9 protein-coding genes and 1 rRNA gene are annotated in these 15,708 nt (G+C 69.6%); 6 read left to right on the top strand and 4 right to left on the bottom strand.

Annotation, left to right across the window (positions count from 1 at the left end; translation table 11 throughout):
• Window positions 1-354: 354 nt before the first annotated feature.
• Entirely contained in the window at window positions 355-1,293 is a 939-nt protein-coding gene (locus B0I32_RS46090) for a hypothetical protein (RefSeq protein WP_106250565.1), read from the bottom strand.
• A 423-nt stretch (window positions 1,294-1,716) separates the two neighbouring features.
• Window positions 1,717-3,033, bottom strand: a complete 1,317-nt coding sequence (locus tag B0I32_RS46085) for a KamA family radical SAM protein (RefSeq protein ID WP_106250564.1) — start codon at window positions 3,031-3,033, stop codon at window positions 1,717-1,719.
• A gap of 177 nt (window positions 3,034-3,210) precedes the next feature.
• On the opposite strand from B0I32_RS46085, the gene B0I32_RS46080 reads away from it, so the two are divergent.
• From B0I32_RS46080 to B0I32_RS46060, 5 genes are all read left to right on the top strand, one after another.
• Entirely contained in the window at window positions 3,211-3,768 is a 558-nt protein-coding gene (locus B0I32_RS46080; RefSeq protein WP_106250562.1) for a DUF1707 SHOCT-like domain-containing protein, read from the top strand.
• A gap of 219 nt (window positions 3,769-3,987) precedes the next feature.
• Window positions 3,988-5,007, top strand: coding sequence for a phosphate acyltransferase PlsX (plsX, locus tag B0I32_RS46075; RefSeq protein ID WP_281262669.1), 1,020 nt, complete (start codon window positions 3,988-3,990; stop codon window positions 5,005-5,007).
• 42 nt (window positions 5,008-5,049) lie between these two features.
• Window positions 5,050-7,461, top strand: a complete 2,412-nt coding sequence (locus B0I32_RS46070) for an HAD-IC family P-type ATPase (RefSeq protein WP_106250560.1) — start codon at window positions 5,050-5,052, stop codon at window positions 7,459-7,461.
• Window positions 7,458-9,185, top strand: a complete 1,728-nt coding sequence (gene argS / locus B0I32_RS46065; protein WP_106250558.1) for an arginine--tRNA ligase — start codon at window positions 7,458-7,460, stop codon at window positions 9,183-9,185. Before B0I32_RS46070 ends, argS begins: the two co-directional genes overlap by 4 nt.
• Window positions 9,186-9,305: 120 nt before the next feature.
• The gene (locus B0I32_RS46060) at window positions 9,306-10,640 is read left to right on the top strand and encodes a hypothetical protein (RefSeq protein ID WP_245956533.1); all 1,335 of its coding nucleotides are present in this window, start codon (window positions 9,306-9,308) and stop codon (window positions 10,638-10,640) included.
• A 343-nt stretch (window positions 10,641-10,983) separates the two neighbouring features.
• On the opposite strand, the gene B0I32_RS46055 is transcribed toward B0I32_RS46060, so the two are convergent.
• On the bottom strand, window positions 10,984-11,367 hold the full coding sequence (locus B0I32_RS46055) for a cell division protein SepF (RefSeq protein ID WP_043633494.1): 384 nt from the start codon (window positions 11,365-11,367) through the stop codon (window positions 10,984-10,986).
• A 168-nt stretch (window positions 11,368-11,535) separates the two neighbouring features.
• On the opposite strand from B0I32_RS46055, the gene B0I32_RS46050 reads away from it, so the two are divergent.
• A complete protein-coding gene (locus tag B0I32_RS46050) occupies window positions 11,536-12,300 on the top strand; it encodes a PhzF family phenazine biosynthesis protein (protein WP_106250554.1) in 765 nt (254 codons plus the stop codon).
• Window positions 12,301-15,621: 3,321 nt separating this feature from the next.
• Here B0I32_RS46050 and rrf read toward each other — a convergent pair.
• A 5S ribosomal RNA gene (gene rrf / locus B0I32_RS46040) occupies window positions 15,622-15,708 on the bottom strand; the annotation flags it as partial.

Raw genomic sequence — 15,708 nt, 5'->3', positions numbered from 1 at the left:
ACAAGGGGTTGGCGGCGTGGGGCGGCGCCGCTGCCCTGCAGTAGCGGCGCCCGCGCCCTGGCCGTGGGCGCGTCCGCCCAGGCCCGTGATGAGGCGGCCCGCTCTCGCGGGAGCCTCGCAACCGTCGCGCGTCAGTGTCCCGGGCGCCCGGCACCTCATGGGAGCCCCGGCGACCTGCCGCGTCAGTGTGGCAGCATCCCGATGCGGGACCCGCCGTCAGGGAACAGCTGGGGCACGCGAGCGGGCCGCCACGTCGCCGGCGGGTCCGGTGCCCGGGCGTCGGCACCTAGGACGCCCGCGAACCGTACTGCCGGGCTCGGGCCGGCCTCGCTCATCAGCGCCTCCGTCGCGGTCTTAGTCGCGAACCCAGCGGTCCCGCACCGAGCTCGTCAGCGCGTCGGTGGTCCAGCCGAGGGCGGTGATGACGTCGCTGTAGGAACCGGCGGCCCTGGTCCCGCGGGCCTGGACGAAGCCCGCGCCCTCCTCGACGAGCGGGGCGAGGTCGTCCATGGCGGCGGCCTGGGAGGTCGCGGGCAGCGCCTCGACGACCGGCGCCATCTCGGCGGGCGCGACGTGCCCGATCATCGGGGCCAGCCCGCCGCCGGTGGCGTTCGGCAGGGCGCGCTGCGCGGCCTGGCCGAGACCGCCGAGGACGAGGTCGGCCGACAGGGACTGGAAGCCCTTGGTGGTGCCGGCCATGACGGTGCCGCTGTCGGAGGCCGGCAGCAGGCTGGTGGCGTGCAACTGGGTCACCGCGCCCCCTGCGGGCGACCCGAGCAGGCCGGTGATCGCGCTCTGCGCGGACGTGCCGGTGGCCGCGGCCTCGCCGCGACCCTGCTTGCCCGCCTTGACCGAGGGCGTCGCCGGCTGCGCCATGCGGGCCGCGCCCGACAGGACGGGCAGCGAGCCGGTGAGGCTGCTGCCGGTGGTGAGCGGGAAGCCGCCGACGATGGGCGACAGCTCGGGCAGCGGGCCACCGTCCTGGGTGATGTCCTCGAAGCCGTTCGCCGAGATGCCCTGCTCGGCCTGGTTCTCGGCGGCGGCGTCGAGCTCCGCCTCCGTCATCTGGGTGGGCGGCTTGGCGGCGGACTTGGCCTTGAGGCCGTCCAGCAGGCCGCCCAGCAGACCCTTGCCGGCCAGGCCGCTCAGGAGGCCGCCCAGCGGGCTGCCGGCTGCGGCGGTGCCCGCCCCCTGGCCGTCGATGGGAGCGTACCTGGCGATGCTGTATTGAACTTCGGCCTGCGCGGGCACGGCCATCGCCGCCGCGGCCAGACCGAATGCTGTGACGGCCATAGCCGTCTTGACTACTCGATTCATGATTGCCTTCCCGGCTCGTGATCGATCGCTCTCGAATGCGGTGGAAATGCGAATCGATAACCCCCGTATGCCGTGGCGTGCGCGCTATGGGCACCACACGAAGCGTGCCGCTACGGCTGAGCTACGCCAGCAGTTCTATCACTCGCGTTGATCGGCCGCAGGCGCATGAATCCCCATGTAGCAGGGGTTTGCAGGCCGGTTACCGAGTAAAGGGGGAGCGTTGAGCGGAGAGACAAACCGGGAAATAGGAGGGCCTTGTTTCGATATTGTGCGCACGCGCGTGAACACGCGCGTGCGCACGGAGGACGCCCCCCGCCGGCCCGCGAACAAAGGGTCGCGTAAAAAAGTCGCGGGCCGGGGGTGCGTTTCTTTCCGATCGCGGTGGACGCGCGCGACCGGTCAGGCGGGAAGGAGCGCTTCGGCCGGCTCGAACGGAAAACGGTCGGCGAAGGCCGGGCGCAGATCCGTCAGCCAGACCGCGGACGGGTCGTAGCGCGCGAAGAACGGCCGGCCCACCAGCGACGGGTCGCGGGCCTGGATGAAGTGGAGCATGAAGACCTGCTCCCCGGCGATCTCCGTGACGCCGTCGACGCACACCTTGCCCGGCGTGGCCGACATCGAGGGCCCGCGCACCGTGCGGCACAGCCCCGAGACGGACGAGTATGCCTCCCTGAAGATCTCGTACCCGCGGGCCAGCGGCACCGCGAAGTAGTCCTGGGGCCCGGTGTCACGCTCGATGAACATGTAGTACGGGATCATCCCCATCCGGTGCTGCCGCCGCCACATGCCCGACCACACGGCCGGATCGTCGTTGATCGACCTGATCAGCGGCGCCTGGGTCCTGATCGTGGCCCCGCTGCCGAGGATGCGCTTGACGGCCGACTCGACCAGCGGCGACTCCAGCTCGCGCGGGTGGGAGAAGTGGGCCATGAACGCGAGGTTCTTGCCCGCCTCCACCACTTCCTCGAACAGGCGCAACGTGGCGTCGGCGTCGGGGTCGGTGGTGAACCGCTGCGGCCAGTAGGCCAGCGCCTTGGTGCCGATCCTGATGGATTCGAGCTGCTCCAGTTCGAGCAGCGGCTCCATGTAGCGCCTGATCACGGGCTCACCCATGATCATCGCGTCGCCGCCGGTGATCAGCACGCTGGTGACCTCGGGATGGCGGCGGACGTAGTCGACCATCTGGCCGATGTCGTCGGAGGCGAACTTCAGGTCCGCGTCGCCGACGAACTGCGCCCACCTGAAGCAGTAGGTGCAGTAGGCGTGACAGGTCTGCCCCTGTTTGGGGAAGATCAGCACGGTCTCCGGATATTTATGCTGCAACCCGGGGACGGGCTCGTCGCCGATCCTCGGGACGTTGAGTTCCTTCTGACCCGCGGGATGCGGGTTGAGCTGGGCGCGAACGCGGTTCGCCTCGGCCTGGATCTCGGAGTTCGGGGCCTCGGCCTTCAGCAGGTCGGCCAGCCTGGCCACGTCTTCCGCGGGCAGCATGTCCGCCTGCGGGAAGACCAGCCGGTATATGGGGTCGTCGGTCGCGGCAGACCAATCTATGAGTTCATCGACGACGTAGGCGTTCGTCCGGAAGGGCAGCACCGTGGCGACCGCGCGGACCTTGAGCCGCTCGTCGTCACCCAGCCCTGCACGCCGCAGAAGCTCGTCAAGGTGCTTGGACGTGTACGCCTTGAAGCGTCGGGTGCCTGCCTGGTTCAAGATCACTAGGCCTTTCCCATCTTTTTTGTTCGATCGGGTGTAAACCTCACGACCCTGTCGCGCGTCTACGGTCCTTAATACCCGGACGCGCCCAGCGGCGTCACCGGTTCCGCTGGGCTCCAAGTTTTCCTTGAGGTTCGGGACACTCGCGACATATCGCGATCCGGCATAAACTCCTATACCGTGACCAACGATCCGCAGCTTCGCGCTTCCGACGCCGACCGCGACCGCGTGGCCGCGGTGCTCGGCGAGGCGCTCGCCACAGGAAGACTGACCAGCGTCGAGCACGCCGACCGCCTCGACGTGGCCTACACGGCCAAGACCGTCGGCGAGCTCGTCCCCCTCACCCGGGACCTGCCCGAGGTGTCCGCCTCCAGCCCGCCCGCCGGCATCGAACGGCAGGTCATCGACTCGAAGTTCAGCAAGATGGTGCGCAAGGGCCACTGGGTGGCCTCCAGGCACGTCAAGCTGTCGGCCAGGTTCGGCGCGCTCATCATCGACCTGTCCGAGGCCGTGCTGCCGGGCCGCGAGATCACCGTCGAGACGGACGCGCGGTTCAGCAAGGTGATCGTGCGCGTGCCGGACGACGCCAACGTGATCGACGAGGGCAACTCGATCTTCGGCAAGCGCAACGTGACGGGCGGGTCCCAGGGCGACGGGCCGCTGATCCGGGTGACCGGGTCGTCGAAGTTCTCCAAGGTGATCGTCACCCGCGGCAAGGACGACTGGAACCTGCACTAGCGGACGGCCGGCGCGAAGCCCCGGACCCGGCGCGCCGCCTGGACCGGACCCAGGACCGGCCCGCCGCCGGCCCGGACATGACTGGAACGTGCCCTCCAGGGAACCAACAGGGCCTACCCGCCGGTTAACCTGGCACCTGCCTCGCCTGCGATGCGGACATACCGAGCCCGCGTACCGGCCAAGCCGTGACGGCGGGCTCGATGCCGTACGAGGTGATCAGTGTCCGACAGCAGGCCCATCGCGCTCGACGCCATGGGCGGCGACCACGCACCCCACGAGATCGTGGCGGGCGCCGTGCACGCCGTACGCGAACGCGGCCTGGCCGTCGTCCTCGTCGGCTCCCCGCGCGTGCTCTACGAGGCGCTCGCCGACCACGACGCCACCAAGGAGGTCCCGATCGTCCGGGCCGAGGAGGCCCTGGCGATGGACGAGGGCGCGCTGGCCAGCCTGCGCCGCCCCCGTTCCAGCATCGCCGTCGCCTGCCACCTCGTCCGCCGCGGCGACGCCGCCGCGGTCGTGTCCGCCGGATCGACCGCGGGCATCGTGGCCACCGGCAAGCTCCGGCTCAAGGGCCAGCAGGGCGTGCTCAGACCGGCCATCGCCGTCGCGCTGCCCACGCTGCCCGCCCCCACCGTGCTCCTGGACGCCGGCGCCAACGCCGAGGTCAAGCCGGAGATGCTGGTGCAGTTCGCGCACCTCGGCGCCACGTACGCCGAGCTCGCCCACGGCATCCAGGACCCCAAGGTGGGCCTGCTCACGATCGGCAGCGAGGCGGAGAAGGGCAACAAGCTCGTCAAACGCGCCCACGAGCTGCTGCAGGGCTCCCCCGGCATCCAGTTCGCCGGCAACGTCGAGGGCCACGACCTGCTCACCGGCAAGGTCGACGTGATCACCACCGACGGCTTCACCGGCAACGTGGCGCTCAAGACCATGGAGGGCGCGGTCCGCTACGCGTTCACCGAGCTGCGGGAGAGCATCGGCGACAGCAGGGTGGCCCGGCTCGGCGCCGCCATGCAGCGCTCCCGCATCCGCGGCCTGCGCCGCCGCCTCGACGCCGAGGAGCACGGAGGAGCCGTCCTGCTCGGCCTCAACGGCACCGTCGTCATCGCCCACGGCGCCTCCAGGGCGCAGGGCATCAGCGCGGCCTGCCGCCTCGCCGCCGACCTGGCGCACACAGGCGTGGTGCCGGCCATCGGAGAGACGGCCGCATCCCTAAGTCGCTCCCACAGATTGTGGTGAAGGCTTAGTGTGTGAGTCCGATCCACAGAAACGGGGGGTTATGTGGACGGGCTTACCTTGACCGCGCCCGGGCTGACGTCCGCCCAGGTGGCGGGGGCGAAGGCCAACCACGTGCCACGCCGGTCGAGCAGGTCGCTGAGCGCGATTCTCCGGGCGAACGTCTTCACCCTGTTCAACCTGGTCATTGGCGTCCTGTGGGCACTCATCCTGATCTTCGGCGAGTGGCAGGACGGCGCGTTCGGGCTGGTCATCGTGGCCAACGCGCTGATCGGCATCATCCAGGAGGTGCGCGCCAAACGCACGCTCGACAAGCTCGCGGTGATCAACGAGGCTCCCGTACGCGTGCGCCGCGACGGTGTGGAACGCCAGGTCAGCCCCCGTGACGTGGTGCTGGGCGACCTCATCCTGCTCGGTCCCGGCGATCGGCTGCTGGTCGACGGCGAGGTCATCCACGCGGAGGGGCTGGAGGTGGACGAGTCGCTGCTCACCGGCGAGGCCGATCCCGTGCACAAACAGCCGGGCGAGCAGGTCCTGTCGGGCAGCTTCGCGGTGGCGGGCTCGGGGGCGTTCGTCGCCACCAAGGTCGGCACCGACGCGTACGCCGTGCGCCTGGCCGAGGAGGCCAGCCGGTTCCACCTCGCCCACTCCGAGCTGCGCGCCGGCGTCGCGAACTTCATCAAGTACATCACCTGGCTGGTCATCCCCATCGGCGCGCTGCTGATCTACAGCCAGCTGCGCAACTCGGCCGACCTCGGCACCGCCATCACCGGCGCGGTCGCGGGCATCGTCACCATGATCCCCGAGGGGCTGGTGCTGACGACCTCCATCGCGTTCGCGGTCGGCGTCGTACGCCTGGGCCGGCGCAGGTGCCTGGTCCAGGAGCTGCCCGCGATCGAGGGCCTGGCCAGGGTGGACGTGCTCTGCCTGGACAAGACCGGCACCCTCACCGCGGCCGGCATGGACCTCGACCAGGTCCTCCCCGCCCACCCCGACGGGTCCGCACCCGCTGCCCTTCCTCGGCCCGACGGCCACCCGATCGATCCCGCGCTCGCCGCCGCCCTGGCCAAGCCCGACGGCCAGCCGATCGACGCCGCGCTCGCCGCCCTGGCCCACCTCGACAGCCGGCCGAACGCCACCGCCGAGGCCATCAGGGCCGCCCACCCCTCCGCCGACGGCTGGACGGCCGGCGCGACCGTGCCGTTCTCCTCGGCGCGCAAGTGGAGCGGGGCCGACTTCGGCGAGCACGGCACCTGGGTGCTGGGCGCGCCCGACGTGCTGCTCCAGGGCGGCGACTGCTACGACAGGGCCGCCGAGCTGGCCGCCACGGGAACCCGCGTCCTGGTGCTGTGCCGCGCCACCGACCCGGCCGCCCTCACGGACACCGCGAGCACGCTCCCCGCCGGCCCCCTGCTCCCCGTCGCGCTCGTCACGTTCAAGCAGCGCATCAGGCCGGACGCCCGCGACACCCTGCGCTACTTCGCCCAGCAGAACGTCAACCTCAAGATCATCTCGGGTGACAACACCCAGGCGGTCTCGGCCATCGCGACCGGACTCGGCATCCCCGGCGGCGAACGCGCCATCGACGCCAGGACACTCCCGCACGACGACCCGGACAAACTCGGCGAAATACTCGACAGCCACACCGTCTTCGGCCGGGTCACCCCGCGCCAGAAGCGGGAGTTCGTGACGGCGCTGCAGTCGCGCGGCCACACGGTCGCCATGACCGGCGACGGCGTCAACGACGTGCTCGCGCTCAAGGACGCCGACCTCGGCATCGCGATGGGCGCGGGCAGCCCGGCCACCAAGGCGGTCGCGCAGGTGGTGCTGCTCGACGACAAGTTCGCCACGCTGCCCCACGTCGTGGGCGAGGGCCGGCGGGTGCTGGCCAACATCGAACGGGTCGCCAACCTGTTCCTCACCAAGACCTTCTACGCGATCGTGCTGTCGCTGCTGGTCGGGGTGGCCGGGGTCGCGTTCCCGTTCGCGCCGCGCCACTCGACCCTGACCAACGCCCTGGTCATCGGCATCCCGGCGTTCTTCCTCGCGCTCGCCCCCACCCTTGAGCGCGCCGAGCCCGGGTTCGTGCCCCGTGTGCTGCGCTTCGCCGTACCGGCCGGAGTGCTGTGCGCGCTGGCCGTGCTGCTGTCGTTCTGGGCCGCGCACAACGGCGCCTCCTCCCTCCTGGAGGACCAGACCGCCGCCGTGATCACGCTCTTCCTCACCACCTGGTGGGTCCTCGTCCTGACCGCCAGGCCGCTCAACTGGTGGCGGGCGGCCATGGTCGCGGCCATGGCGGTGCTCTTCTGCGTCGGCCTGTCCCTGCCCTTCATCAGGGAGTTCTTCGCCCTCGAACCCGGCGACCCGAGCAACGATCTGATCGCCGTCGGCATCTCGGTCGTGGCCGCTTTTCTGATAAGCGTGTCGGTCAAGCTCGCCGGTACCCTTAGACCATGACCGACCCGCAGATTGTGCTCACCGAGCGCGTCCAGCAGGCGCTGGCCCGCGCGTTCGGCCCGGAGCACGCCGACGCAGACCCGCTGATCCGGCCCTCCCAGTTCGCCGACTTCCAGGCGAACGTCGCGATGAGCCTGGCCAAGCGTCTGCGACGGAGCCCGCGGGAGGTCGCCGAGGCGATCAGGGCGGAGCTGTCCGACTTCCCCGGCACGATCGAGGTCAGCGGCCCCGGCTTCCTCAACATCACCCTCGCCGACTCCTTCATCGAGTCCGAGGCCCGGGGGATGCTGGCCGACCCACGCCTCGGCGTCGGCACGATCACGCCGTCGCAGACCGTCGTGATCGACTACTCCGCGCCCAACGCGGCCAAGGAGATGCACGTCGGCCACCTGCGCACGACGATCGTCGGCGACTCCCTGGCCCGCCTGCACGAGCACCTGGGCAACACCGTCATCAGGCAGAACCACCTGGGCGACTGGGGCACCCCGTTCGGCATGCTCATCGAGCACCTGCTCGACATCGGCGAGCAGGCCGCGGTCGCCCAGCTCGAAGCCGGCCAGGGCACCGAGTTCTACCAGGCGGCGCGGAGCAAGTTCGACAGCGACGAGGACTTCAAGACGCGCGCGCGGACGCGGGTCTCCACCCTGCAGTCGGGCGACCCCGACACGCTGCGGCTCTGGCACGTGTTCATGGACGCCACCGTGCGCTTCTTCAACAAGGTCTACGACCTGCTCGGCGTCACGCTGACCGACACCGACATCGCCGGCGAGAGCATGTACAACCCGATGCTCCAGAAGACCTGCGACGACCTCGAGGCGTCGGGCACGGCGGAGATGAGCGAGGGCGCGCTGTGCGTCTTCCCGCCCGGCTTCACCGGCTCCGACGACAAGCCGCTGCCGCTCATCATCAGGAAGAGCGACGGCGGCTACGGCTACGCCACCACCGACCTGGCGGCCATCCGCTACCGCGTGCACGACCTCAAGGCCGACCGCATCCTCTACGTCGTCGGCAACGAGCAGGCGCTGCACTTCCAGATGGTGTTCGCGGCGGCCCGGCTGGCCGGCTGGCTGCCCGACACGGTCGACGCCGAGCACGTGCGCATCGGCATGATGCTGGGCAAGGACGGCCGGCGGTTCAAGACCCGCTCCGGCGAGTCGGTCAAGCTGATGGACCTGCTCCAGGAGGCCGTCGACCGCGCCGCCCGGCTGATCGAGGACCGCGGCTACGACGAGGCCCTCAAGCGGGAGATCGCCCACGCCGTCGGCATGGCCGCGGTGAAATACGCCGACCTGTCCGTCAGCCACGACAGCGAATACGTCTTCGACCTCGACCGCATGGTGGCCACGACCGGCAACACCGGCCCCTACATGCAGTACGCGACGGCCCGCATCCGCTCCATCTTCCGCAAGGCGGGCATCGAGCCGGGCGAGGCGAACGCCCCGATCGTGCTGGCCGCCCCGGCCGAACGCGCGCTCGGCCTCCACCTGCTGGGCTTCGGCGAGCTCGTCACCCAGGTCACCGCCGCCTCCGAGCCGCACCGGCTGTGCGCGTTCCTCTTCCAGACGGCCAGCCTGCTGAGCACGTTCTACGAGGAGTGCCCGGTCGTCAAGGAAGGCGTCGACCCCGAGACGAGAGACCAGCGGCTGGCCCTGTGCGCGCTGACGTTGCGCGTCCTGGAGACCGGGCTCGACCTTCTGGGCGTCCCTGTCCCCGAGCGTATGTAACAGGCAGTTGACTCAAAGTCTCCCGTTCCGTCATGGGCGCGCCTCCACCCGGTTGGCGCGCCCATGCGGTTACGCTTTACGCGGTCATGAACTGAGGCCGAATTGGGGGAGTTCTCTGCCTTGAGCACGGACCTGACTGCGAGCCCCCCAGCAGCGACCGAGTTGCATCGCTATGCCGAGGCGCTGCTGGCGCACCTCGCCGCCAAGGGCACCGCGCCTCCTGCCGCACCGAGCTTCCGCGACGTATCCGGCTACTGGCTGCCCCCTGCCGTCCAGGCGCTGGTCGCCATCCTGTCCGGCGACGACCCGCTGGAGCACCTGAGCAAGGCGGCCGGCCGCGACGAGCAACAGACCGCCCTCTTCCTCTGCCTGGCGCTGGCGGTGTCCGGGCAGGGCAGCCGCATCCACGCCTCCTGGCTCGGCACCGCCTTCGGCGAACTGTCCCTCGACCGCCCCGTCACCCACGGCCAGCGCTCGCTCTGGCTGGCCGCCGCCCGGGGGGCGTACGGCCCCGCCGGCAAGATCTTCGTGCTGCGCAAACTCGACGCGCTGGCCATCCAGGACCGCGCCGACCCGCAGGAGTGGGTGCAGGCGCTCGTGCCCGGCGAACCCGCCGTCGTCGTGCCGCCGTCGCTGGTCGACTTCCCCGAGATGGCCGAGATCCCCGAACTCGCCAGGCCCGCCGTGGCCGCCGCCCGCCTGGCCAGGCTGCGCGGCCGCTGCGCGGAAATCACCTCGGCCCGGCAGGCCGAACACGACTCCGCCGCCCCGCTCGACAACAGCTCCAACAGCCCCGCCGCCGCCTGGGCCGAGAACGAGCCGCTGGCCGTCCTGCGCTCGCTGATCGGCCTGGGCGGACCGGCCGGGCCGATGGCCTCACTCAGCACCTACCTGCTCGACGACCTGCGCCCCGGCGCCGACCCGCATCTCGCGGCCATCGCCCTGCACGTCGCCGCGCCCATCCTGCGCGCCGTGGCCGAAGAACTCGAAGCCGACAGCCGCCTCGACCCGCCGGAAACGCTGACCGTGCCGCTGCTCGGCCACCGCATCCTCCTGCGCCCCGAGGGCCCCGACCAGGATTCCCTGGCGGCGGCGGAGGAGTCGATCGTCACCGACGGCATGGTGCCCCGCGGCCGCCCGTGGGCCGCCGTGGTGCTCACCGTCGCCGGCGTGGCCTGCCTCGTCGGCGCGGTCCTCGCCGCCCGCCTGCTCGCCGCGGCCGCCGTCGCCATGATCGGCCTGGCCGCCTGGCAGCTCTGGCAGCGCCGCAAACTCGCCGAGGCGGACGCCCGCTACGTGGCCTCCCAGGTCAACGAGCTGAAGGAGCTGGCAGAGGGGGCCGTCTGGGCGCTGCACGCGTACGCCCGCGAGTCGGACGCCCGAGCCAAGCAGGCCGCCGAAGACGCCGCCGAACTCACCCTCCTCATCCGCCGCGGCCCCCGCGCCGCCCACTGACGTAAGCCCGCGAAGTCCTCGGCCCGGCCACACACCCAGCAAGCCGGCACCCGCCCCAACAGACCCCGCCAAGACGGAACCCGCCGAAACAGCTTCCGCCGAAACAGGGACGGCCCGCGCCAGAATCCGCCGGAACCAAACCGCCGGACAAACCCGCTAGGGCCGTTGCCGGCGCACCTGACCGCTCAGCCCACGAACAGCCGGCACTATGCCGAACCGCCCTATGCCGGGCAGCCCTTGAACACGTGCTTCGATCGGAGGCCGGCCGCAGGTAGAAGACGAGCGGAGGGGGATAAGACGAGGATCATCTGGCGGTCAGCACAGCCTCCCTACATATGCGCGATCAGGTGGTCTCGATCTCCACGTGAGCCGGCGCGAGCAGGAAGACGCGCTCGGCGATGCGCTCGATCCGCCCCTCACACCCGAAAGCCAGCCCTGCGGCGAAATCGACCATCCTCGTCGCCTCGGACATCGACATGCCCGTAACGTCCATGATCACCGTTTGCCCGTCACGGAAATGCTGACCGATCAACGGCGCGTCGTTGTACTTGAGCGGCTGGACCATCACGATCCGCGACGAGTCGACGTTCGCGCGCCACCGCCGGGCGGCCCGCTCGGTCGCGGGGACGTACTCGTCCTCGTAGTGCTCGTCGTCGTCATAGCCCTCGTCGTAGTGATCGACCCCGCTCAGGCCAAGGTAGCTCACCACCTTGCGCACTGCCCCCATCGGCTTGTCCTTTCCTCAGGAACTCACCGTAATCGGCACGTCCCTACACATTGGACGGTAACCGACGATTCCGCATTCGCCACGCGACACGCCCAGCCCTAATTCCATTTTGTACGGCTTGCAGCCTGGTTGCAGCTGGATATCCGCCCCCCGTATACCCTGAGCCACATGCTCCTCTTCACCGTCGATGCCTTCACCGACACAGCTTTCAAGGGTAATCCCGCGGCGGTCTGCCTGCTGGACACTCCGGTTACTGAGCGGTGGATGCAGAGCGTAGCCAACGAGATGAGCCTCTCCGAGACCGCTTTCCTGCTCGGAGATTCGCTGCGCTGGTTCACCCCGACGGTGGAAGTCACGCTCTGTGGCCATGCCACGCTGGCGACCGCACACGTCCTCTATTCGACCGGTGCGGCGACGGGACAGCTGGAATTCAGCACGGCGAGCGGGATCCTTACCGTGAATCGGCGCACCGACGGCATGATCACAATGGATTTCCCGGCCAAGCAGGTGACCCCTGTCCCCGTTCCCGACGGCCTGGAGAAAGCGCTCGGGGCCACTCCGGTGCGGGTCGGAAAAAGCGCGCTCGACCTGCTGGTCGAGGTGGACTCGGCGGAAACCGTACGCACCCTTGGCCCCGATATCGAAGCCCTGGCCGCCGTGGACGCGAGAGGCGTCATCGTCACCGCTCCCGGCGAGGACACCGACTTCGTCTCCCGCTTCTTCGCCCCGAACGTGGGCGTCAACGAGGACCCGGTGACGGGCTCGGCCCACTGCGCCCTGGCGCCGTACTGGTCGGCCCGCCTCGGCCGCACCTCCCTGACCGGCGCCCAGCTGTCGGCGCGGGGCGGCACCGTACACGTCCGCCATGACGGCGACCGCGTCCACCTCGCCGGCCACGCCGTCACCGTGATGTCCGGCACGCTGCACCTCTGACCCTCGCCTCTCCCGGAAGTTCGCACTTGTCCCTCTGCCACCAAAACCACGAAGTAGTCCCGAAACCTCACCACAACCACCCAAACCCCAACCCACCCCAGCACCCGGCCCCCCGACCCACAGCCCCCTGCCCACACCCACCCCACACCAGATCCCATCCCCGCGCCCCAGACACCCCCTGAGCCCCGCCCCCACATGGCCAGCGCCCAGCCACCCAGCCAGCCACCGCCACCCCTCCCACGTAACGCCTCCGGCTGCCCACCCCTCACCCCATGCTCGGAACCTGGCCGACTGCCGCCGGCGACCCCGCGTACCCGCCACCGACGACGCGACCCGCCCCACCCCGGCAGCGGCACGACCTCCAAAAACCCGGCCACCAATCGACGCGCACAGACGGACACGAACCACCCGACGCCCGTCGACCTCCCCCACAACGCCACGCCTGCCACCGGCCCCGGCGATGAACGTCGACTCGCAGCAGACGCCCGTGGCATCGGCCTCCACGTCGAACGCCGACACCAGCCCTCCCACACCGAAGGCCACCGAGGCGTAACACTCCAACCGCCCAGGCGCAGTCAACCCGCGCACACAAACACAAAGCCAGAAGCGTTCGTCAACCGACGTGATCATGAAGCCATGTTGGCAGGCCCCACCGACATATTCCCCTACGCCGAGACTGATCCCGAAATTCTCCAGAAACAGCTCCGGCCGCAACGAGGACACCACCGAGCGAGTCGAACCATATCCGCTGGTGAACCATCGCAGAACGCCCGGTGGAGAGCGACCGCAGAAGCACCATTGTTTGTTCAGACCATCCCGAAGTCGTAGATAGCCGTCTCGGAGAGGTGGTCGTTGCAGGGCGACCAGGTCATGGAGCCGTTGAACTCGGAGGCCACAACACAGCCCATGGCGGAACGGTTGCGCTAATCAGCCGGGTCGAACGCTAACGGCCGACCACCCCGCTGCTACCACCCACCCTCGCTACTACCACTGTCGCCGCTGATGGCGGGCCGCCCCCACTGATCCTGACCGCCCCTGCTTCCACGGTTGCCAGCCAGCGAGACAATCGGCCAGTTCGGGACTCATGCAGCGGAAGCCGCGTAAACGCCATGTTCTGCGATGTGCTGTAGTGCGACTCTCCCATACGGGCAAGCGAGCATGACCGCCCGAAAGGAGTCTCATTGTCGAGCCCCGGCGAGAACACCGATGAGGCCCTCACCGGCCATGTCATCCACGCCGCTGCCCCAGGACATCGACAGCCGAACCCGCCGACCAAGTCGAGTTGGAGTCCCGACCGGGTCCGCCCCAGCACCACTGACGCTCCCGGACAAGACCCGCGGCCGACTCGACCCCAGACGCGACATGTTGAACGGCGCCACGACCGACGGCAAGCAACGGCACATCCCCGCACCGCCCGCCAGCGAGCACCGAAGCCGACAGCCACCGACCGGGCCTCGCACAAACGCGCTCACGATCCCAGACCAGCCCCGCACCGGCCCGATACTCAGACGCGACACACCGAGCCGTCCCACAAGCGGCAGCAAACTCCGGCGATCCCCGCACAGCCCAACAGCGAGCACCAGGACGACACCCGCCGACCAGGTACATGCCAGCCGAGCTGACGACCCGGCCCGGGCGCCAAGTCGGCACGACCTCAAGACACGGCGCCCTGAGCTGTACTAAGACCGACGGCAGCAACGGCCAAGTCCCCGCACCGCCCATCGATGAGCATCAGGCGCGCAGCCGGCGACCGGGCCTCGCCCCAACGCGCTGACGATCCCGGACCAGACCCGCAGCCGACTCGACCCAGACCACGGCACGCTTAGCTGCGCCACGACCGACGGCAACCAACAGCACATCCCCGCACAGCCCAGCAGCGAGCACCAGAGCCGACAGCCGCCAACCAGGTACGTGCCAGCCGAGCTGACAGGCTTAGACCGGGCCCCAAGCCAGCCCTACCTCAAGACGCGACACACTGAGCTGTGCACTGAGCGTGGCAAACACCGGCACGTCCCCGCACCACCCAGCGGCAAGCACCAGGCCCACACCCGCCGACCGGGCCTCGCGCCAACACGCTGACGCTCTCAGACTAGGTTCGCAGCCGGCCCGATACTCAGACGCGACACGCTAGACCGTCCCACGACCGGCAGCAACTCCGGCGCATCCCCGCACAGCCCAGCGGCAAGCACCAGAGCCGACAGCCCGCGGGCCGGGTACGCGTCAGCGGCGCTGACGATCCCCTGGACTGGGACCGCGGCCAGCCCGATCCCAGACCTGGACACGCTGAGTTGTGCCACGACCGACGGGAACCAACGGCGCATCCCCGCACAGCCCAGCAGCGAGCATCAGAGCCGACAAGCCACCGACCAGGTAAGTGCCGGCCGAGCTGACGGCCTCAGACCGGGCCCCGAGCCGGTCCGCCCCCAGACGCGACGCGCTGAGCTGTGCCGTGAGCGTGACAAACTCCGGCACGTCCCCGCGCTGCCCGGCGATGAGCACCAGGGGCCGGCAGCCACTATTGCTGTTCATATGCCAAGTGCCGCATGGTCTACAGCCCGCTGCGGGAACGCCGAGGGCATGACTGGCGCACTCAGGTCGTACAGCACACAGACCGCGCACCATATGCCAGGAGCCGCGCACCCCACCGCGGCGCTTCGCCCCAATCACGCAGCAGAAGCCGTCTATCGGCTGACGTTTGCTCCATCGCGGTGCGGCGACCTGGACCCGCCAGAGGAAGCCGTCTCTTGGCTGATGCCTGTCCACCGGCGGGTTCCCAGACCCGGACTCGTCAGTGGATGCCGTTGGTCAGCTAACGCCTGCTCTATCGCAGTGCTTCGGCCCGGACCCGCCAGTGGATACCGTTGGTCAGCTGGTGCTTGCTCCATCGCAGTGCGCCGACGCGACCCGCCAGCGGATGCCCGCTCCATTGCGACGACCAGCCAGGGCCGAAGCTTACTGGTCGTAGTAGTTCCCACCGCGCTTGCTGCGCATCGGTGACGGAGAATCGCCACGTCACCGGTTGGGTGTTCATGAGGTCGCCGTTGTTCAAGTTCTTCTTGGTCTTTGATCCCTTGGGCGGACACCTCTGCTCATCCGGTAACGACCCGACGTCGGCCGCACGACCCCTCACAGCAGGTCCGCCCTGGCAGCAGAGCGTCCTCAGGTACACCCTCGGCGAGGCCCACCCGAGCCCTCACAGGCCGGCAGCCCGCCAAGCTGCCCCGAAAGGCTGCACGGCGGCAGGACACCCAGAAAAGGTCCGGAAATGCAAGAAGAGGGCCCCGACGCTGTGAAGCGTCGGAACCCTCTCCAAGAAAGATTGTCCGGCGGTGACCTACTCTCCCACACCCTCCCGAGTGCAGTACCATCGGCGCAGAGAAGCTTAACTTCCGGGTTCGGAATGTAACC

Origin of the sequence: Nonomuraea fuscirosea (genome assembly GCF_003001935.1) — a bacterium.
Classification (GTDB): domain Bacteria; phylum Actinomycetota; class Actinomycetes; order Streptosporangiales; family Streptosporangiaceae; genus Nonomuraea; species Nonomuraea fuscirosea.
The sequence above is the reverse complement of the archived record's forward strand: the minus strand, read 5'-3'. Positions and strand labels throughout refer to the sequence as shown.

Coding starts and splice junctions, on each gene's coding strand:
- B0I32_RS46090 (WP_106250565.1), bottom strand. CDS start 1,293: ATGGCCGTCACAGCATTCGGTCTGGCCGCGGCGGCGATGGCCGTGCCC.
- argS (WP_106250558.1), top strand. CDS start 7,458: ATGACCGACCCGCAGATTGTGCTCACCGAGCGCGTCCAGCAGGCGCTG.
- B0I32_RS46055 (WP_043633494.1), bottom strand. CDS start 11,367: ATGGGGGCAGTGCGCAAGGTGGTGAGCTACCTTGGCCTGAGCGGGGTC.
- B0I32_RS46050 (WP_106250554.1), top strand. CDS start 11,536: ATGCTCCTCTTCACCGTCGATGCCTTCACCGACACAGCTTTCAAGGGT.